Annotated in this window: 19 protein-coding genes; 18 read left to right on the forward strand and 1 reads right to left on the reverse strand. The window is 58.5% G+C overall.

Annotated features, from left to right (window positions below; all coding sequences use genetic code 11):
* Window positions 1-30 precede the first annotated feature (30 nt).
* The 14 genes from iolD to AC07O1_RS17170 all read left to right on the forward strand — a co-directional run bounded on the left by iolD (window position 31) and on the right by AC07O1_RS17170 (window position 15,238).
* Window positions 31-1,968 (forward strand): 3D-(3,5/4)-trihydroxycyclohexane-1,2-dione acylhydrolase (decyclizing), encoded by a 1,938-nt coding sequence (gene iolD / locus AC07O1_RS17105; RefSeq protein ID WP_495089469.1) that lies wholly within the window; start codon window positions 31-33, stop codon window positions 1,966-1,968.
* Between the two features lie 42 nt (window positions 1,969-2,010).
* Entirely contained in the window at window positions 2,011-3,036 is a 1,026-nt protein-coding gene (gene iolG, locus AC07O1_RS17110) for a bifunctional inositol 2-dehydrogenase/D-chiro-inositol 1-dehydrogenase (RefSeq protein ID WP_495013334.1), read from the forward strand.
* A 148-nt stretch (window positions 3,037-3,184) separates the two neighbouring features.
* Complete coding sequence (locus AC07O1_RS17115; protein WP_495023619.1) at window positions 3,185-4,045, forward strand: sugar phosphate isomerase/epimerase family protein; 861 nt, start codon at window positions 3,185-3,187, stop codon at window positions 4,043-4,045.
* Between the two features lie 148 nt (window positions 4,046-4,193).
* A complete protein-coding gene (locus tag AC07O1_RS17120) occupies window positions 4,194-5,246 on the forward strand; it encodes a Gfo/Idh/MocA family protein (RefSeq protein WP_495089470.1) in 1,053 nt (350 codons plus the stop codon).
* Window positions 5,247-5,382: 136 nt separating this feature from the next.
* On the forward strand, window positions 5,383-5,571 hold the full coding sequence (locus AC07O1_RS17125) for a hypothetical protein (protein WP_495089471.1): 189 nt from the start codon (window positions 5,383-5,385) through the stop codon (window positions 5,569-5,571).
* A 54-nt stretch (window positions 5,572-5,625) separates the two neighbouring features.
* Window positions 5,626-6,552: a sugar ABC transporter substrate-binding protein gene (locus AC07O1_RS17130; protein WP_495013330.1), complete on the forward strand. Its 927-nt coding sequence runs from the start codon at window positions 5,626-5,628 to the stop codon at window positions 6,550-6,552.
* Between the two features lie 70 nt (window positions 6,553-6,622).
* Entirely contained in the window at window positions 6,623-8,188 is a 1,566-nt protein-coding gene (locus tag AC07O1_RS17135; protein ID WP_494995601.1) for a sugar ABC transporter ATP-binding protein, read from the forward strand.
* Between the two features lie 79 nt (window positions 8,189-8,267).
* Complete coding sequence (locus AC07O1_RS17140; protein WP_495089472.1) at window positions 8,268-9,290, forward strand: ABC transporter permease; 1,023 nt, start codon at window positions 8,268-8,270, stop codon at window positions 9,288-9,290.
* Window positions 9,291-9,531: 241 nt separating this feature from the next.
* Window positions 9,532-10,878 (forward strand): carbohydrate porin, encoded by a 1,347-nt coding sequence (locus AC07O1_RS17145; RefSeq protein WP_495089473.1) that lies wholly within the window; start codon window positions 9,532-9,534, stop codon window positions 10,876-10,878.
* A 328-nt stretch (window positions 10,879-11,206) separates the two neighbouring features.
* Window positions 11,207-11,611 carry a TraR/DksA family transcriptional regulator gene (locus AC07O1_RS17150; RefSeq protein WP_150644317.1) on the forward strand — a complete coding sequence of 135 codons (405 nt, stop codon included), beginning with the start codon at window positions 11,207-11,209 and terminating at the stop codon, window positions 11,609-11,611.
* Between the two features lie 556 nt (window positions 11,612-12,167).
* Complete coding sequence (locus AC07O1_RS17155; protein ID WP_495089482.1) at window positions 12,168-13,397, forward strand: methyl-accepting chemotaxis protein; 1,230 nt, start codon at window positions 12,168-12,170, stop codon at window positions 13,395-13,397.
* Between the two features lie 120 nt (window positions 13,398-13,517).
* Entirely contained in the window at window positions 13,518-13,721 is a 204-nt protein-coding gene (locus tag AC07O1_RS17160; RefSeq protein ID WP_494995605.1) for a hypothetical protein, read from the forward strand.
* Between the two features lie 313 nt (window positions 13,722-14,034).
* Window positions 14,035-14,652, forward strand: coding sequence for a hypothetical protein (locus tag AC07O1_RS17165; protein ID WP_495089474.1), 618 nt, complete (start codon window positions 14,035-14,037; stop codon window positions 14,650-14,652).
* A gap of 7 nt (window positions 14,653-14,659) precedes the next feature.
* On the forward strand, window positions 14,660-15,238 hold the full coding sequence (locus tag AC07O1_RS17170; protein WP_495089475.1) for a hypothetical protein: 579 nt from the start codon (window positions 14,660-14,662) through the stop codon (window positions 15,236-15,238).
* A gap of 59 nt (window positions 15,239-15,297) precedes the next feature.
* Here the strand turns inward: AC07O1_RS17170 and AC07O1_RS17175 are convergent, their stop codons facing one another.
* Entirely contained in the window at window positions 15,298-15,528 is a 231-nt protein-coding gene (locus AC07O1_RS17175) for a hypothetical protein (protein ID WP_494995608.1), read from the reverse strand.
* A 507-nt stretch (window positions 15,529-16,035) separates the two neighbouring features.
* Between AC07O1_RS17175 and AC07O1_RS17180 the strand changes: the two genes are divergently transcribed.
* From AC07O1_RS17180 to AC07O1_RS17195, 4 genes are all read left to right on the forward strand, one after another.
* Window positions 16,036-16,503: a hypothetical protein gene (locus AC07O1_RS17180; RefSeq protein ID WP_494995609.1), complete on the forward strand. Its 468-nt coding sequence runs from the start codon at window positions 16,036-16,038 to the stop codon at window positions 16,501-16,503.
* The gene (locus AC07O1_RS17185) at window positions 16,503-16,706 is read left to right on the forward strand and encodes a hypothetical protein (protein WP_494995610.1); all 204 of its coding nucleotides are present in this window, start codon (window positions 16,503-16,505) and stop codon (window positions 16,704-16,706) included. The genes AC07O1_RS17180 and AC07O1_RS17185 overlap by 1 nt, the downstream gene beginning before the upstream one ends.
* A 119-nt stretch (window positions 16,707-16,825) precedes the next feature.
* Window positions 16,826-17,842 (forward strand): ABC transporter substrate-binding protein, encoded by a 1,017-nt coding sequence (locus tag AC07O1_RS17190; protein ID WP_495089476.1) that lies wholly within the window; start codon window positions 16,826-16,828, stop codon window positions 17,840-17,842.
* A gap of 25 nt (window positions 17,843-17,867) precedes the next feature.
* On the forward strand, window positions 17,868-18,305 hold the full coding sequence (locus AC07O1_RS17195) for a DUF3995 domain-containing protein (protein WP_495089477.1): 438 nt from the start codon (window positions 17,868-17,870) through the stop codon (window positions 18,303-18,305).
* Window positions 18,306-18,394: the final 89 nt, after the last annotated feature.

Below are 18,394 nucleotides of genomic sequence, written 5' to 3' on the forward strand. Positions count from 1 at the left end.
TCTGGATTTGCATTCACACAAGGTGCAAGCATGACTACTACAAGACTGACCATGGCCCAGGCCCTGGTGAAATTCCTCGATAACCAGTACGTCGAGGTGGATGGAGTCGAGAGTAAATTCGTCGCCGGGATATTTACCATTTTCGGTCACGGCAACGTGTTGGGCCTTGGCCAGGCACTGGAGCAGGACAGCGGCGAGCTGGTGGTGCATCAGGGCCGCAACGAACAGGGCATGGCCCACGCGGCCATCGGTTTCGCCAAGCAACACCTGCGGCGCAAGATCTACGCCTGCACTTCTTCGGTCGGCCCCGGCGCTGCGAACATGCTCACCGCCGCGGCAACAGCGACTGCCAACCGTATTCCGTTGCTGTTGTTACCCGGCGATGTCTACGCCAGCCGCCAACCGGATCCGGTACTGCAGCAGATCGAACAGTTCCACGACCTGAGCATCAGCACCAACGATGCGTTCAAGGCCGTGAGCAAATACTGGGACCGGATCAACCGCCCCGAGCAGTTGATGAGCGCAGCGATCCACGCCATGCGGGTGCTCACCGATCCGGCGGAAACCGGCGCGGTGACCCTGGCCTTGCCTCAGGACGTGCAGGGCGAGGCTTACGATTACCCGGATTATTTCCTGCAAAAACGCGTACACCGCATCGACCGCCGACTGGCCACCGAAGCGATGCTCGGTGATGCCCTGGCCTTGCTCAAAGGCAAGCGCACACCGCTGATTATCTGCGGCGGCGGGGTCAAATACTCAGGCGCCAATGCGGCGTTGCAGGCCTTTGCCGAGCGTTTCGATATCCCGTTCGCGGAAACCCAGGCTGGTAAGAGCGCGGTGGTTTCAGCCCATCCGCTGAACGTCGGCGGTATTGGCGAAACCGGTTGCCTGGCGGCAAATCTGCTGGCCAGGGAGGCTGATCTGATTATCGGCATCGGCACCCGTTACACCGACTTCACCACCTCGTCGAAATCACTGTTCCAGCATCCCGAGGTGCAATTTCTCAACCTGAACATCAGCCCCTGCGATGCGCTGAAACTCGACGGCGTGCAGTTGCTGGCCGACGCTAAATCCGGCCTGCAAGCCTTGTCCGATGCGTTGGCGCTAACCGGTTATCGCTCCGCGTGGGGCGATCAACCGCGCCAGGCCAAGGTACAACTGGATGCCGAGGTCGACCGTGTTTATCAGGTCCAATACCAGACTCAGGACTTCGTCCCGGAAATCAACGACCACATGGACCCGGCGGTACTGCGCGAGTTCATCGAGCTGACGGGCTCGTGCCTGACCCAAAGCCGGGTGCTCGGCGTGCTGAATGAAACCTTGCCCGGTGACGCGGTGATCGTTGCCGCCGCCGGCAGTCTGCCCGGTGACCTGCAACGCAGCTGGCGCAGCAAGGGCGTGAACACCTATCACGTCGAGTACGGCTATTCCTGCATGGGCTACGAGGTGAATGCCGCGCTGGGCGTGAAGCTCGCCGAGCCTGAACGCGAAGTCTATGCGCTGGTGGGTGACGGCTCGTACCTGATGCTGCATTCGGAGCTGGTCACCTCGATCCAGGAGCGACGCAAGATCAACGTGATCCTGCTCGACAACATGACCTTCGGCTGCATCAACAATTTGCAGATGGAACACGGCATGGACAGCTTCGGCACCGAGTTCCGTTTCCGCAACCCTGCTACCGGCAAGCTCGATGGTGGTTTTGTGCCGGTGGATTACGCCATGAGCGCGGCGGCCTATGGCTGCAAAACCTACAAAGTGAACACGGTTGAAGAGCTGCAGGCGGCGCTGGCCGATGCCCGTTTGCAGACGGTGTCGACACTGATCGATATCAAGGTTCTGCCCAAGACAATGATTCACAAATACCTGTCCTGGTGGCGCGTTGGCGTGGCGCAAGTCTCCACCAGCGCACGCACCGATGCGGTAGCCAAAACCCTGAATGAACGACTGGCCAAGGCCCGTCAGTACTGATTGCTCTGGATATAACAACAAACATTCCAATGGAGAACAGACATGTCTTTGCTTTCTAATTCGTTGCGGATCGGCGTCATCGGCACCGGTGCCATCGGTCAGGACCATATCCGTCGTTGCAGCCAGACCCTGCTCAACAGCCAGGTGGTGGCCGTTACCGATATCAATCTTGAGCAGGCGGCCAAGGTCGTCGCCGACTTGAAACTGACCGCCGAGGTCTACCCCGATGGCCATGCGCTGATCAAGGCGCCGGAAGTCGAAGCGATTCTGGTGACGTCCTGGGGCCCGAGCCATGAAGAGTTCGTACTCGCGGCGATTGCCGCCGGCAAACCGGTGTTCTGCGAGAAGCCGCTGGCGGTGACCGCCGAAGGCTGCCGCAAGATCGTCGAGGCCGAAGTAGCCCATGGCAAGCGTCTGGTGCAGGTGGGGTTCATGCGTCCGTACGATCAGGGCTATCGGGCACTCAAGGCGGTGATCGACAGCGGCCAGATCGGCGAACCGCTGATGCTGCATTGCGCGCACCGCAACCCGAGCGTGGGCGAGAACTACAAGACCGACATGGCGATCACCGACACGCTGATCCATGAACTGGACGTGCTGCGTTGGCTGCTGGCCGATGATTATGTGTCGGTCCAGGTGGTGTTCCCGCGCAAGACCAGCAAGGCCCACGCTCACTTGAAGGACCCGCAGATCGTCCTGCTGGAAACCGCCAAGGGCACCCGCATCGACGTCGAGATTTTCGTCAATTGCCAGTACGGCTATGACATCCAGTGCGAAGTGGTCGGCGAGACCGGTATTGCCAAACTACCTGAGCCATCCCAGGTGCAACTGCGCAGCGGCGCCAAACTCTCCAATGCGATTTTGATGGACTGGAAGGATCGCTTTATCGCCGCGTATGACGTCGAGTTGCAGGCGTTTATCGACGGCGTACGGGCCGGGCAAGTAGGCGGGCCGTCGGCCTGGGATGGCTTTGCGGCGGCGGTGGCGGCGGATGCCTGCGTTGCAGCACAGCAGAGCGGGACGATCGTGAAGGTCGGGTTGCCGGATCGTCCGAAGTTTTACGGCTGATCAAGGCGAGGACTGATCGTTCCCACGCTCCGCGCGGGAATGCATCCCGTGACGCTCTGCGTCACCTGGCGACGGACGTGGAGCGTCCAAGGCGGCATTCCCACGCAGAGTGTGGGAACGATCAAGCAGCTGGTGAAGGAGAAAAATCATGCGCATCGCACTAGATCCCTACATGTACCGCAACCTGTCCCTGGGCAAGATGGTCGACAAGGTTGCCGAGCTTGGCTACGAACATATCGAACTGTCCCCACGGGAAGATTTCCTGCCGTTCTACAAAGCGCCACGAGTCGACAAGGCGCGGATCAAGGAATTTCGCAAGGCCCTCAGCGACACCGGCGTGAAACTTTCCTCGCTGTTGCCGATGTACCACTGGGCCGCTGCCGACGAAGGCTTGCGCCAGGCGGCATTGCGCAACTGGAAGCGCGCGATCCAGATCGCCGTGGAAATGGACTGCGAGCTGGTCAATACCGAGTTCACCGGTCAATCGGACAACCCGCTGGTTTGTGAGAACCAGTTCATGCGCTCCATGGACGAGCTGATGCCGGTGTTCGAGCGTGAAGGCATCAAGCTCGATATCCAGGCGCACCCTTACGACTTCTGCGAACGCAACAACGAATCGGTAGACATCATTCGCGGGCTGGACCGCGACTGGATCAACTACCTCTACGCAGCGCCGCACACCTTCTTCTACGACGACGGCAAAGGCGACATCGCCTCGATGCTCAAGTACGCCGGCGATAAGCTGACCCACTTGATCATCGCCGACACCTACAACCACAAAGCCTCGTCGGGCCTGCGCTACATCGTCAACCCACCGGGCGTAACCGCCACCGTGCATCAGCACCTGGACATCGGTCAGGGCGAAGTGGACTGGGAGGCGTTTTTCAGCACCCTGCGCGAGATCAAGTTCGACGGCATTGCCACGGTCTCGGTGTTCGCCTGGGAAGACCGGCCGGATGAGTCCAACCGGATGATGCTGGAGCGGGTGACGCGCGAGTTGTGCCGCTGATCGTTCCCACTGATCGTTGATCGTTCCCATGCTCTGCGTGGGAACGCCTCACTGGACGCTCCGCGTCCGTTTCGATGTGACGCAGAGCGTCACGGGCTGCATTCCCACGCGGGAGCGTGGGAACGATCATCAGATGAAGGAAAACCTTATGCGAATCGGACTTGTCGGTTACGGCCATGGCGGTCGTTTTTTTCATGCTCCGCTGATCAGCAGTTTGCCCGCCGCAACCTTCGTCGGCGTGGTGACCCGCTCGGCCGAACGACGGCTATTGTTGGCAACGGACTATCCCGGCGTTGCGGCTTTCGACTCTATTGGCCAGTTGGTTGAAGCCGGGGTCGATGTGCTGGTGATTTCGACCACCCTGCAAGGGCGTCCGGCGTTAGTGCTGCAAGCTATCGAACACGGCGTGGCGGTGGTCAGCGACAAACCCTTTGCCGCCGACGCGCAGCAAGCAGCCGCGCTGATCGCGGCTGCCGAACGGCAAAAGGTTCCACTGAGCGTCTATCAAAACCGCCGCTGGGATTCGGACTTTCTGACGGTGCGCAAACTGCTGGAGGCCGGTGCGCTGGGACAGGTCACCCGCTTCGAATCACGGATTGAGCGCTATGCGCCGCAATCAGTAGGCAATGGCAGTGGCGGTGGTTTCCTGCGCGATTTGGGCAGCCATCTGGTGGATCAGGCCATGCAACTGTTCGGGCCGGTGGCGCGGGTCTACGCCGAACTGCAATACGCCAATCAAACGCAAGTGCTGGATAGCGGCTTCTTCGTTTCGCTGACCCACACCAACGGGGTGATTTCACATTTGTCGGGCAGCTGTCTGCAGAACAACCCGGCACCGCGTTTTCGGGTCACCGGCACAGCGGGTTGCTACACCGTCGAGGGGCTGGACGGGCAGGAGGCCGCTGCGCTGGCCGGTCTGTCGCCCAAGTCCGAGGGCGAGCGCTGGGGCGTTGAAGAGCATCGGCGCTGGGGGTGGTTCGAGCAAGGTGAAGAGCGCGAGCGGATTCCCTCTGAGCGTGGCTGCTGGAACCAGTTCTATTTACAGCTGCAAGAGGCGTTGCAGAGCGCTGGCCCGCTGCCGGTCGACCCTCGCGATGCACTGGCGAGCACCCGTGTTCTAGACGCTGCGCGCCTCAGTTCGCAACGGCATCAAGTGATCGAGCTGGGTGCCGTTTCCATTGATGGAATAAAATCAGAATAAAATTCTAAAATCAGTTGATATAGAAATTATTTTCCAATAAAGTCATTTCCAGGTTGCCGACTATCAACGTTCCGATCTGCCTCAAGCCACTTGAAGCAGTGGAGGACGAACCAACAAAAACAAACAGGTACCGTCGATGAAAACCTTCAGCACTGCTCTGCGAGTTTTACGTACCGCGTTCCAAATGCCCCGCGACCTGCATCACGGTCCGCGCCTGTCCATGCCCCTTTCTCTTTCCAGACTCCTGTGCGTCGAGCGCAAGGGCGCGTTGGTGTGCTGCATTCCCGGCGCGCCAATCGTTCGTTTGTCTGCGCAGGTCAGTTGATCCCGGTCCAACGCTTTATCCATAAAACCAACAAGAATGTGGAGACAGAGTTTCATGAAGACCAAGATCCGTTTTACCTCGCTTGCCTTGTCCCTGATGCTTGCCAGCGGTGCTGCCCTCGCTGACATGAAGATTGGCGTGAGCATGTCGCAGTTTGATGACACCTGGCTGACTTACCTGCGTGAATCCATGGACCAGAAAGCCAGGTCCATGCCCGATGGCGTGAAGCTGCAATTCGAAGACGCCCGCAGCGACGTGGTCAAGCAGCTGAGCCAGGTTGAAAGCTTCATCAGCCAGAAAGTCGATGCCATCGTGGTCAACCCGGTGGATACCGCGGCAACCAAAAAGATCACTGAAGCGGCGGTCAAGGCCGGGATTCCGCTGGTCTATGTCAACCGCCGTCCGGATGACCTGAAGCTGCCCAAGGGCGTGATCACTGTAGCGTCCAACGACCTGGAAGCCGGACAGATGCAGATGCAGTACCTGGCCGAAAAAATGAATGGCAAAGGTGACATCGTGATTCTGCTGGGCGACCTGGCCAACAACTCCACCACCAACCGCACCAAAGGCGTCAAAGAGGTGCTGGCCAGGTACCCGAACATCAAGATCGAGCAGGAACAGACCGGTACCTGGTCGCGGGACAAAGGCATGACCCTGGTGAACGACTGGCTGACTCAGGGCCGTAAATTCGACGCCATCGTCTCCAACAACGACGAGATGGCCATCGGCGCCTCCATGGCCCTCAAGCAGGCCGGAGTGGAAAAGGGTAGTGTGCTGATCGCAGGTGTGGACGGTACGCCCGACGGCCTGCGCGCGGTGAAGAAAGGCGATCTGGCGGTATCGGTGTTCCAGGACGCCAAAGGCCAGGCTGTAGGCTCCATCGATGCGGCGGTGAAGATGGCCAGGAACGAGCCGGTGGAGCAGGCCGTGTGGGTACCTTACCGTTTGATCACCCCGGACAACGTCGATCAGTTCAAGTAGCCGGTCCGTTCAATAACAACAATAAGCACGCAAGGTGGCTACGGCGACCTTGCTGATGGAGTACCTGATCATGTTCGCTTCAGCGACTGCTTCGAGCACCCCGTTGGTGGGTATCCAGCCAACTGCGACACTTGTCGATGAGCCGTACCTGCTGGAGATCATCAACGTCAGCAAGGGCTTTCCAGGTGTGGTGGCCTTGTCCGATGTACAACTGCGCGTGCGTCCGGGTTCTGTACTGGCCTTGATGGGCGAGAACGGCGCAGGCAAATCGACCCTGATGAAAATCATTGCCGGCATCTACCAGCCGGACGCTGGTGAACTGCGCCTGCGCGGTAAACCAGTGACCTTCGAGACACCGCTTGCAGCGCTGCAGGCCGGGATCGCGATGATCCACCAGGAACTCAACCTGATGCCGCACATGAGCATTGCCGAGAACATCTGGATCGGTCGCGAGCAGCTCAACGGCTTGCACATGATCGATCACCGGGAAATGCATCGGTGTACGGCGAAACTGCTGGAGCGGCTGCGGATCAACCTCGATCCCGAGGAGCAGGTCGGTAACCTGAGCATCGCCGAGCGGCAGATGGTCGAGATCGCCAAAGCAGTGTCCTACGACTCCGACATCCTGATCATGGACGAACCGACGTCGGCGATTACCGATAAGGAAGTCGCCCACCTGTTCTCGATCATTGCCGACCTCAAGGCTCAGGGTAAGGGCATCATCTATATCACTCACAAAATGAATGAGGTGTTCAGCATCGCCGATGAAGTGGCGGTGTTCCGCGACGGCGCCTACATCGGCCTGCAACGGGCCGACAGTATGGATGGCGACAGCCTGATCTCGATGATGGTCGGCCGTGAATTGAGCCAGTTGTTCCCGGTTCGCGAGAAGCCAATCGGCGATCTGTTGATGTCGGTGCGTGACTTGCGTCTGGACGGCGTTTTCAAGGACGTGTCGTTCGACCTGCATGCTGGTGAGATTCTCGGCATCGCCGGGCTGATGGGGTCGGGGCGGACCAATGTCGCCGAAGCGATTTTCGGTATCACCCCCAGCGACGGTGGTGAAATCAGGCTCGACGGTCAGCCGGTGCGCATCAGCGATCCGCACATGGCCATCGAAAAGGGCTTTGCGTTGTTGACTGAGGATCGCAAGCTCAGCGGCTTGTTCCCGTGCCTGTCAGTGCTGGAAAACATGGAGATGGCCGTGCTGCCGCATTACGTCGGCAACGGCTTTATCCAGCAGAAAGCCCTGCGCGCCCTGTGCGAAGACATGTGCAAGAAACTGCGGGTGAAGACTCCGTCGCTGGAGCAGTGCATCGACACCTTGTCCGGCGGCAATCAACAGAAAGCCTTGCTGGCTCGTTGGCTGATGACCAATCCGCGAATCCTGATTCTCGACGAGCCGACCCGCGGCATCGACGTTGGCGCCAAAGCCGAGATCTACCGATTGATTTCCTGCCTCGCCAGCGAAGGCATGGCGGTGATCATGATTTCTTCGGAACTGCCGGAAGTGCTCGGCATGAGCGACCGGGTCATGGTCATGCACGAGGGCGACCTGATGGGCACCCTCGATCGCAGCGAAGCGACCCAGGAGCGGGTCATGCAACTGGCTTCCGGAATGTCCGTGGTTCATTGACGGTTCAATGCATTTAAACGGTTTGCTGTGGGTGACGAGGGTGCTCGTCGCCGGCAACGCTATAGAAGGGTGAGTGGCTATGAACGCGATACTGGAAAACAAACCCGCGGCAGCGTCGGTCAAGACGCGCCGGCGGCTTCCGACCGAGCTGAGCATTTTCCTGGTGCTGATCGGCATCGGGCTGGTCTTCGAAATGTTTGGCTGGATCGTTCGCGACCAAAGCTTTTTGATGAACTCGCAACGTTTGGTGCTGATGATTCTGCAGGTGTCGATCATCGGCTTGCTGGCGATCGGCGTGACTCAGGTGATCATTACCACGGGCATCGACCTGTCCTCCGGATCGGTGCTGGCGTTGTCGGCGATGATCGCTGCCAGTCTGGCGCAGACCTCGGATTTTGCCCGGGCAGTCTTTCCATCGCTGACTGACTTGCCAGTGTGGATCCCGGTGATCGCCGGGCTCGGGGTCGGGCTGCTGGCGGGGGCGATCAACGGCAGCATCATTGCCATCACCGGGATTCCACCCTTTATTGCCACCCTCGGCATGATGGTCTCGGCTCGCGGTCTGGCGCGCTACTACACCGAGGGGCAGCCGGTGAGCATGCTCTCCGATTCGTACACGGCCATCGGTCACGGCGCGATGCCGGTGATCATCTTTCTGGTGGTGGCGGTGATCTTCCATATCGGCCTGCGCTACACCAAGTACGGCAAATACACCTACGCCATCGGTGGCAACATGCAGGCGGCGCGGACCTCGGGGATCAACGTCAAGCGCCATCTGGTGATTGTCTACAGCATCGCCGGGCTGCTGGCCGGGTTGGCTGGCGTGGTGGCTTCGGCCCGCGCCGCGACCGGGCAGGCGGGGATGGGCATGTCCTACGAGCTGGATGCGATTGCCGCGGCGGTCATCGGTGGCACCAGCCTGGCCGGCGGAGTAGGGCGCATCACCGGCACGGTGATCGGCGCACTGATCCTCGGGGTCATGGCCAGCGGCTTCACCTTCGTGGGGGTCGATGCCTACATTCAGGACATCATCAAAGGCCTGATCATCGTGGTCGCAGTGGTCATCGACCAATACCGCAACAAGCGCAAACTCAAACGCTGAATCCGGCTGGTAAAAAGCGGGGGCCTGTCCTGGTCCCCGTTCTGTAGGAGCAGCCGGTCGACGCTCGATTGCTCGTGATGGGCCGGGGTCGCGCTCGACCAACTCGGTTCGTCTGTCACACCGCGTTATCGTTCATCGCGAGCAATCGAGCGTCGACCGGCTGCTCCTACGGTTAACGCGCAATAAGACATCTCTCAACGTTGATAAAAACATCCTGATAACAATAAAGGGGAGCTTTGCCATGGGCGTTAGAAACACAAAATACTTCTCACCCTGCCTGCTGCTGGCGGCCTTGGGCTGCGTCGGCCAGAGCCATGCGGCGGACGCATTCTCGGCTGACTCCAAATGGCTGACCGGTGACTGGGGCGGTCTGCGTACCGACTTGCTGGACAAGGGCTATGACTTCCAGCTAGAGCACGGTGGGGAGTTCGCCAGCAACCTCAAGGGCGGCTTCAACAATGACAAGACTGCACGCTGGACCGAGCAGTTCGTGTTTGGCCTGAAAGTCGACCTGCAAAAGGCCATGGGCCTGGAAAACGCGCTGTTCAAGGTCGCGATCACTGAGCGCGACGGCCGCAGCCTGACCAACGACCGGATCACCGACCCACGAGTCGGTGGCTACACCTCGTCCCAGGAAGTCTTCGGTCGTGGCCAGACCTGGCGCCTGACGCAACTGTGGTTGAGCAAGGGTTTCCTGGAGGATGGCGCACTGGACGTGAAGGTCGGCCGCTTTGGTCCGGGCGAGGACTTCAACAGCTTCCCCTGCGATTTCCAGAGCCTGACCTTCTGCGGCTCCCAGGTCGGCAACTGGGCCGGCAGCATCTGGTTCAACTGGCCAGTCAGCCAATGGGCCGGACGGGTCAAGTACAGCCTCAATCCCGAAGTCTTCGTGCAGGTCGGCGCCTATAACCAGAACCCGTCGAACCTTGAGGTCGGCAACGGCTTCAAACTTGACGGCAGCGGTACCAAAGGCACGATATTCCCGGTGGAGCTGGTCTGGTCGCCTAAAGTCCAGGGGCTACCGGGCGAGTACCGCGTCGGCTACTACTACAGCACCGCCAACGCCAACGATGTGCTCAAGGACGTCAACGGCCAGCCGCAACCTTTGACCGGCGGTGAGTTTCGATCCCACAGCGGTAAATCCGGCTACTGGCTGGTGGCGCAGCAGCAGATCACCAGTCACGGCGGTGATACCAGTCGCGGTCTGTCGCTGTTCGCCAACCTGACGTTGCACGACAAGGACACCAATCAGGTCGACAACTTCATCCAGGCGGGATTGGTCTACACCGGGCCGTTCGACTCGCGGCCCAAGGACGCAATCGGCTTCGGCGTGGCGCGCGTCCACACCAACAGCGATTTCCGTAAGCGGGCAGAACTGCAGAACCAGGTTAGCGGTGCTACCGATTTCAACGACCCGGCGAGCATTCCATTGCAAAACAGCGAATACAGCGCCGAGGTGTATTACGGCTTTCATGTCACCAACTGGCTGACGGTGCGGCCGAACCTGCAGTACGTGCGTGATCCCGGTGGCGTTCGCGAAGTCGACTCGGCAATCATTGGTGGGGTGAAGGTAGAAACGGTGTTCTGATCGCGACTCAAAAGTGTGATCTGCGCCACGCCTGACCGCGTGGCGTAGCCGTTTGTCTTCTATATAGAGCCGTCCGATTGAATTTCTTGCTATAAACACTCTCCGATTACCGCCCGCAAAGCCTGCCATAGAGCACTTTCAAGCTTTGTTGGACAAATTCGCTGTCATTTCAGTTGCTGAGCCCTCAAACCGGCCTTAGACTGCCGCCCCTCGTAAATTGAGTGCCGGGTGGCGCTTGGAATGTATGGCGCCTTTCCGAAGATCTGAACAGGTCGGCCGGAACGCTCCCTTATTCGCCTTAATGCACGTATTTTTTATAGAGAAATCAATGACAAAGGAAAAGTTGCTGGCCATGCCGGCGGATGACTACATGAATGCCGAGCAACTGGCTTTCTTCACTGAGCTGTTGCAGGCCATGAAGGTCGAAACCCACGCGCGTATCGAGCAGAGCCGTATTGCCATTGAAAGCCTGGACACCCCTGCCGATCCTGCCGACGCAGCGTCCGTCGAAGAAGAGCGCCACTGGCTGGTCAACGTCATCGATCGCGACCAGCGTATGCTGCCGCAGCTGGAAATGGCTCTGGGCCGTATCGCTGAAGACACCTTCGGCTGGTGCGACGACAGCGGCGAGGCAATCGGCCTCAAGCGCCTGCTGATCAGCCCGACCACCAAATACTGCATCGAAGCTCAAGAACGTCACGAGCAAATCGACAAGCACCAGCGCCAGGCTTGACAGGCCTTTGTGGCGAGGGGGCTTGCTCCCTGGCCACAGGTTCGATGTTCGACACCCATTGTGCACTTCTATTGATCTGCTGCACCCCCCGACTAAGGGACCATAGATAATGGCCTTGTGCCGGCGTTTAATGCAGACACAATAAATAGAAGCGGTGGGGGTGACGAACATGACGAGAGACGGATCTCTGGCTGGCGCAGTGTCGCAATCTGTGGCACTGCCCAAGGCCGGGTTGCGCTGGCTGACACCTACAGTGCAAAGCATCGTCCTGATGCTGGTGCTCAGTGGCATGGCATTCGACGGCTGGTCGCTCTACCTTTGCCTGCCGCTGGTAGTGCTGAGCATCTGGCTTCCCCGGCTGCGTTCGCAACCCGACATCGATGCAACCTCTGTGGACAGCGGCAGTGCGATCGCTGAGTTGACTCGCGATCTTTCCTATACCACCAGTCACAATGCACTGTCCGCCGCCGGCGTGGCCTTTTCGGTCAAGCAACTGGCTGGCAAGCTGCAGTCGCAGCTGGATGCTGCTGCGCGGATTGTCAGCAGCGCCGAGGTGATGATCGACACCGAGAAAGCCACTTCACAACTCAGTCGACAAGCGCTGAACGCGGCCAGTGAGGCCCATCAGAGCAGTGCCGAGGGGCGTGTGGTGCTCGCTGAATCCATTACCCGCATGCATCAGCTCAGCCAGCGTGCCAATGACAGCCGTCTACTGATGGAAGCCCTGAGCGTGCGCAGCGAAGAAATCCAGCGGGTGACGCTGGTGATTCAGTCGATCGCCAGCCAGACCAACCTGTTGGCGCTGAACGCGGCCATTGAAGCGGCGCGCGCGGGTGAGCACGGACGAGGCTTTGCTGTGGTTGCCGACGAAGTTCGCGGTCTGGCCGGGCGCACCGCGACCGCTACCGACGAGGTCGGAGTGATGGTCGCCGATATTCAACAGCGCACGGCGCAAGTGGTAGAGCAGATTCGCCAGTTGTCCAGCGATCTGAACACCGGGGTCGAGCAGGTGGAACACACCGGCCAGTCTCTGCAGAACATCGCCCGGCTGGCGGCGGGCGTCGAGAGCCAGGTGAGCGACATCGCCAAAGGTACGCAAACCAATCGCGAACAGCTCGACAGTCTGTTTCACGCGGTAGCACAGATGCGCAGCGACGTGGCTGCCAGCGATCAACAGACCCGGCGGCTGGCTGAAGCAGCGGTGCAGATGGAAGGCCAGGCCGAGACCATCAGCGAACGTCTTGCTGAAGTGGGGCTGGACGACTATCACCAGCGGATCTACGACCTTGCCCGGGAAGGTGCGAGACAGATCTCGGTGCAATTCGAAGCCGATATCGAACAGGGGCGCGTCAGTCTGGATGACCTGTTCGACCGCAACTATCAGGCCATTCCCAATACCACGCCAACCAAGTACCAGACCCGTTTTGATCGCTACACCGATCAGGTATTGCCGGCGATTCAGGAGCCACTGCTGCCTCGTCATGAAGGCCTGGTGTTTGCCATTGCCTGCACCCAGCAGGGCTACGTGCCGACCCACAATAAGCTGTTCAGCCAGCCGCTGACCGGTGATGCGCAGGCCGATACGCTGCAAAACCGCACCAAACGAAAGTTTGCGGACAGAACCGGGATCCGCTGTGGCAGCCATCAGCAGGAGGTTTTACTGCAGACCTATACCCGCGACACCGGCGAGTTGATGCATGACCTGTCGGTGCCGATCATGGTCAAGGGCCGGCATTGGGGTGGACTGCGCTTGGGTTACAAACCCGAGAACGCGCCACAGGTTTGATGAAGCGATTGTTACTCGGCATGCAAAAAACCTGTGCAGGGCGATAGCTATTTCCCTCCGTGTTAAGTCATTAACATGCCGATACTGTTAGGCAGCTAATGAAAAAAACGGAGAGCCCTCATGCAGAGCAAAGTCGATGTCGCGGTGATGATTGGCAGTGGGGTGCCGGCCACCCTGCGGGCATTGGGGCAGAGTGTCTGCTGGGTCGTGCTGCTCAATGGCGAGCAGCGCGGCACGGCGTTTTCCAGTCGTGATGAGGCCGAGGAGTGCAAGGCTGCCTGGCTGGCTCAACTGAATGTTGAAAAAACCGGCAGCCTGCATTGAATTGTTCGCGCCAGTGCTTTCGAGATAAGTAGTGGCAATTGGCTATTGCTTATCCCTCCTGCAAGCTTTAACCTGCCGCCGCGTTTTTGGCGTCATAGAGCTGCCAATGTCGTCGCGCGCACATGGATGTAGTTGTTACACGCCATGGAGGGTTTTTCCCTTCGCTTGTTTCATTCTCGTCCCCGGCCTGATCCGCTCGAACGACCCCGCAGTGGGTGAGGCGATGATTGCCGGTGCATCGATTTCGGCCGCTCTCGCTGTGAAGCCTTTTTCGCTCCCCTGATCCTCTTTAGAACCAAAAAGGATGTAAGCAGTGAAGCGTATTTTCTATGCGATGGCCGTAGTTCTCGGCCTATCGTTGACCGGCTGTGTCTCTTTCACCCCATTGGGGCCGATCGGCGAACCCGCCAATCGCGCCACCACCACGCTGGATCGTGGTGCGCAGGTCAGCGATGTGGTGATTTCCGCCCCACGCCTGGACGACAACGTGCGTGCCGCTGGCAGCAAGCAGTTGACCGGTCAGATCAGCGCGTATGTCGAGAAAAGTGACTACTTCAAAAAGATCGTCGTGTTTCCGGTGAAGGCTGGAGAAGATGACGTCATCCTTAAATTCAATCTGACGTCCCTGGCAGGCAAACGCACCATGCACCCGGCCTACATCCCGGGATCTGTGATTACGCTGACCCTCTGGATCTGGGCCAATGGTCCGATTTACGTCGATAAATACGACCTGGCCGGTGAGCTGATCATTGAAGACCGTCATGGCAAGCAGCTGGCCAGGTCCGTCGAGCAGCTCAAGCTCGACAAGAACATCGGCCTGTGGAACTCCGACTATTTCAATACCCGCCTGGGCGCCACTCAGCTGCGCGATCTAATCGCTCAGTTGCTCGCAAGTGCCACTCCTCAACTGCGCAATCCTTCGACGAACTGAGCCTCTCATGAACAGACTTTTCCTGGCCGTAATGCTGCTGGCCAGCAGCTCGCTGACCGGTTGCATCTCTTATTCTCAGCATGATCTGGCGCCGGTCGATCAATGGCCACCCGCCCGGACGACTCAGACAAAACCAGACGTTTATCTGCGCGTTACCACCCAGAATCAGTTCAATGGCGAGCTGTCGGGTGGTGGTGTCAATCAAATCGCAGTGGAAAAAAACCTGCTGGAAACCTTCAAGGAGTCCGGCAAGTTTCAGGCGGTAACAACACAGCAGGTCGACTCTAACCTGTACGTGACCGCCAACTTGACCAATAACGAGCAAGGAAGTCTGGTCAGCGCTTACTTGACCGGGTTTACGTTTTTCGTCATCCCTACGACGTTCAGCAATACATTTACGCTGGAAACGGTCTTCAAGGACAAAGACGGCAATGTGCTTGGCAAAGTCGTCAAACAGGAAAACACCAGGACCTGGATGCAATTGCTGCTGATCGTCGGATTGCCTTTCAATGAACGTGGCGATGCGGTCATCAAACAACTGACCCAAAGCACGCTGGACGAAGCGATCAAGCGCAAGCTGATCTGACGCCTGTTTGAACGTGGTCGTGCTTTGCCTGTGCAAGGGCAGAGCACGTCAGGGAGGCATCAGGCCTTCAGCGCTCCTTCATCGACGGCCGCTTTAAGAGACTTGGCGGCCTGTCTGGCGGCCGTTTCGGCAACGTCTGAAGTCTTGAACCAGCGGTCCTTTTCCACCTGATGGACGGTAACGGTGGTTAGTGGCGGTTTGGCGCGCATCACGATCACTGCCTGAAACTCGCCTTCTACTTCCCTGGCCTCGCCATGGATGAAAAACTCGCCTATATCAAATTCCGTCACGTAACGCTTTCCCTTGGAAATTATTGTGTTTTTGAAGTACAGCCGCGCAGGCCGGTTTTCAATGGTTGGGCCAGTATGGCAGTTGTTGCCTGCCGGCGGCTGAGTTAAGTCATCGGTGTGACGAAACGACTACCACCGGCAAACGCTGGTCGGCGTGCCGAAGCTGCTCTAGAATTGTCTTCGACGCTTGAGGTTCAGGTGTATCTGAAGCATTTTTTCTGGCAATAGGCCGCAAGAGTGCTTTTTTAAAGAGTTTTCTCCCTGAAGTTGATAGTTCAGTATTCTCTGGCGCCTGGAAGGGCGATTTTCTTCAAGGTCTGACGACGGCATGGCGAGACAGCGTCAGCGTCGCTGTGCCGGGCTTCGCCTGCCTTGTGTTGAAGGGATGTTTAACGTTGTTCAGGGATTTGAGCGCTAGTCATTGTCGTGACAATACCGACGTGGCGGCTTTTTGTGCTGTCTGCTTTTCGTGCAGGCAGAGTCATTTTTAGATTCGGGGACGTTTCCTTGGCAGTAAGTAATCTCGATATGCACGCTTTGTTCGTGCTGGGTGATTTGCGCGCAAAGCTGGTCAAACAGTTTCAATCACGTTTCGTCTATATCACCGAACAGAGCGCTGAAGGCATCTACATCGCCGAGATCGATACCGAAACGGCATTGGTCGTCGATGACAAACCGCGTCTGGAACTCAAAGTGGGTGACCATTTCAGGGCTGCAGTATTGCCCAGCCGTGAAGGTGGCAAGTTTGAAATCAAGTTTCGCGAGATCAAGCTCACGGTCTATGGTCTGGGTGAATATGCGTTTGTCACCACGGCCGATGGGCACGCAATCCTGTTCAAGGAGGGGCAAACCGTCGTGACGGTGTTTGCCGCCAACGCGCAGTTGGAAGGCGGATTGACCAAGACCTTGAAAGCGGTGACGGGCAAAGCGGCGAAATGGCGCAAGGGCGAGCTTACGTTCAAGGCCAGCGAGTAATGACGCTGACCCGCGCCGACTTTCATGGGCAGAACCTTGAGAGTGCTCGCGCGCAGGCCCTTCGTCTGTTCACGCAGAAGGCCGTTCTGCAAGGTGCCTGGTTGGGTTGGGTGGCCTCAGAGATCTACAGCTTGCGCCCGGCGGAGTACGCCAGCATGGTTCGACGGGAGTTAAAACGTTTGCAGGAATCCTGCGAAACGTAACCGTCATACCTCGAATGCAGGAACCTCTACTACAGTCAGTTGATTGATTACGAGAGGCTTGCGGTCTTCCTGTGGAAGATCATCCTGCTGTTGCTGTGAAAAGCACGAGGTGCAAAAGCATGAAAGGATTTAGGGTGCTGCTGGCCAGCACATTGACCACACTCGGTTTGTTGACTGCGTCCGTCCCGGTATCTGCTGCCCCGGCGCCCATTCATTTTGCTGACCTGAACTGGGAAAGCGGCAGCCTGATCACCGAGATCCTGCGCATTATTGTCGAGAAGGGGTATGGACTGCCTACCGATATGCTTCCCGGCACGACCATCACGCTGGAAACTGCGTTGGCCAACAATGACATTCAGGTCATCGGCGAAGAGTGGGCCGGACGCAGCCCGGTATGGGTCAAGGCCGAGGCCGAGGGCAAGGTGGCGAGCCTTGGCGACACGGTCAAGGGTGCGACCGAAGGCTGGTGGGTTCCGGAGTATGTAGTCAAGGGGGATCCGGCCAAAGGGATCAAGCCCCTGGCGCCGGACTTGCGCAGCGTGTCCGATCTGCCGCGTTACAAGGAGGTCTTCAGTGATCCGGAAAGTCCGGGTAAAGGGCGCTTCCTCAACAGTCCGATCGGCTGGACCTCGGAAGTGGTCAACCAGCAGAAGCTCAAGGCCTATGGCCTGACCGACAGCTATGTGAATTTTCGCAGTGGCTCCGGCGCGGCGCTGGATGCAGAAATCAGTTCCTCGATTCGTCGTGGCAAACCGGTGCTGTTTTATTACTGGTCACCCACGCCGTTACTGGGGCGTTTCAAGCTGATTCAACTGCAAGAGCCGCCATTCGACGCCGAGGCGTGGAAAACCCTGACCGACGCTGACAACCCGAATCCCAAGCCAACACGCTCCCTGGCGTCGAAGCTGTCCATTGGCGTCTCCACGCCGTTCCGCAAGCAATACCCGCAACTCACCGAATTCTTCACCAAGGTCGATTTGCCTATCGATCCCTTGAACAAGGCGTTGGCCGGCATGAGCGAAAAACACACGGCGCCACGTCAGGCCGCCGAAGCGTTTATGAGGGCGCATCCAGATGTGTGGCAGGCGTGGGTGCCCAAGGATGTGGCTGACAAGGTGTCATCGGCTTTAAAGTGAAGGGATTGGAAAAGGATGGCTGGTCATGACGCTTTTGGTTGCTCAAGGGATTGCCGGTATTTTTGCGTTGATCAGCCTGATCCATCTGTATTGGGCGCTAGGCGGCAGGACCGGCAGTGATGCGGCAGTGCCGCAGGTGCCGGGCACGTCTGGCGGGGAGTTGGTACCGGCGTTCAAACCCTCTGCGCTCGGCACACTGTTGGTGGCCGCAGGGTTGGCGGTGATTGCGGTGCTGGTCTGTCTGCGAGTCGGGTTGTTTGTGTCAGTGGTTTCCCATTGGTCGCTGCAATGGGCGATCAGCGCGATTGCGCTGTTGATGTTCGCTCGTGCAATCGGCGACTCCAACCTGGTGGGGTTCTTCAAACAAGTCGGTGGTTCGAAGTTTGCCCGGCTGGACACTTGGGCGTTTTCACCGCTGTGCGTGGTGTTGGGCTTTGGGTTGTTGGTGGTGGCCTGGGGTTGATGGGCGGCTTCAAAATTTTTCGCGGGCAAGTCGGATCGCCGCACCGCTCGCTCCTACAGGTTTTATGCGGCCCTTGTAGGAGCGAGCGG

The sequence above is a fragment of the Pseudomonas sp. GW821-FHT07G10 genome, from assembly GCF_059418545.1.

What these genes read in the sequence shown, in the direction of transcription:
- AC07O1_RS17140 (WP_495089472.1), top strand. Translation starts at nt 8,268, where the DNA reads ATGAACGCGATACTGGAAAACAAACCCGCGGCAGCGTCGGTCAAGACG.
- AC07O1_RS17195 (WP_495089477.1), top strand. Translation starts at nt 17,868, where the DNA reads ATGACGCTTTTGGTTGCTCAAGGGATTGCCGGTATTTTTGCGTTGATC.
- AC07O1_RS17115 (WP_495023619.1), top strand. Translation starts at nt 3,185, where the DNA reads ATGCGCATCGCACTAGATCCCTACATGTACCGCAACCTGTCCCTGGGC.
- AC07O1_RS17155 (WP_495089482.1), top strand. Translation starts at nt 12,168, where the DNA reads ATGATCGACACCGAGAAAGCCACTTCACAACTCAGTCGACAAGCGCTG.
- iolG (WP_495013334.1), top strand. Translation starts at nt 2,011, where the DNA reads ATGTCTTTGCTTTCTAATTCGTTGCGGATCGGCGTCATCGGCACCGGT.
- AC07O1_RS17190 (WP_495089476.1), top strand. Translation starts at nt 16,826, where the DNA reads ATGAAAGGATTTAGGGTGCTGCTGGCCAGCACATTGACCACACTCGGT.
- AC07O1_RS17160 (WP_494995605.1), top strand. Translation starts at nt 13,518, where the DNA reads ATGCAGAGCAAAGTCGATGTCGCGGTGATGATTGGCAGTGGGGTGCCG.
- iolD (WP_495089469.1), top strand. Translation starts at nt 31, where the DNA reads ATGACTACTACAAGACTGACCATGGCCCAGGCCCTGGTGAAATTCCTC.
- AC07O1_RS17150 (WP_150644317.1), top strand. Translation starts at nt 11,207, where the DNA reads ATGACAAAGGAAAAGTTGCTGGCCATGCCGGCGGATGACTACATGAAT.
- AC07O1_RS17125 (WP_495089471.1), top strand. Translation starts at nt 5,383, where the DNA reads ATGAAAACCTTCAGCACTGCTCTGCGAGTTTTACGTACCGCGTTCCAA.
- AC07O1_RS17120 (WP_495089470.1), top strand. Translation starts at nt 4,194, where the DNA reads ATGCGAATCGGACTTGTCGGTTACGGCCATGGCGGTCGTTTTTTTCAT.
- AC07O1_RS17130 (WP_495013330.1), top strand. Translation starts at nt 5,626, where the DNA reads ATGAAGACCAAGATCCGTTTTACCTCGCTTGCCTTGTCCCTGATGCTT.
- AC07O1_RS17185 (WP_494995610.1), top strand. Translation starts at nt 16,503, where the DNA reads ATGACGCTGACCCGCGCCGACTTTCATGGGCAGAACCTTGAGAGTGCT.
- AC07O1_RS17170 (WP_495089475.1), top strand. Translation starts at nt 14,660, where the DNA reads ATGAACAGACTTTTCCTGGCCGTAATGCTGCTGGCCAGCAGCTCGCTG.
- AC07O1_RS17135 (WP_494995601.1), top strand. Translation starts at nt 6,623, where the DNA reads ATGTTCGCTTCAGCGACTGCTTCGAGCACCCCGTTGGTGGGTATCCAG.
- AC07O1_RS17145 (WP_495089473.1), top strand. Translation starts at nt 9,532, where the DNA reads ATGGGCGTTAGAAACACAAAATACTTCTCACCCTGCCTGCTGCTGGCG.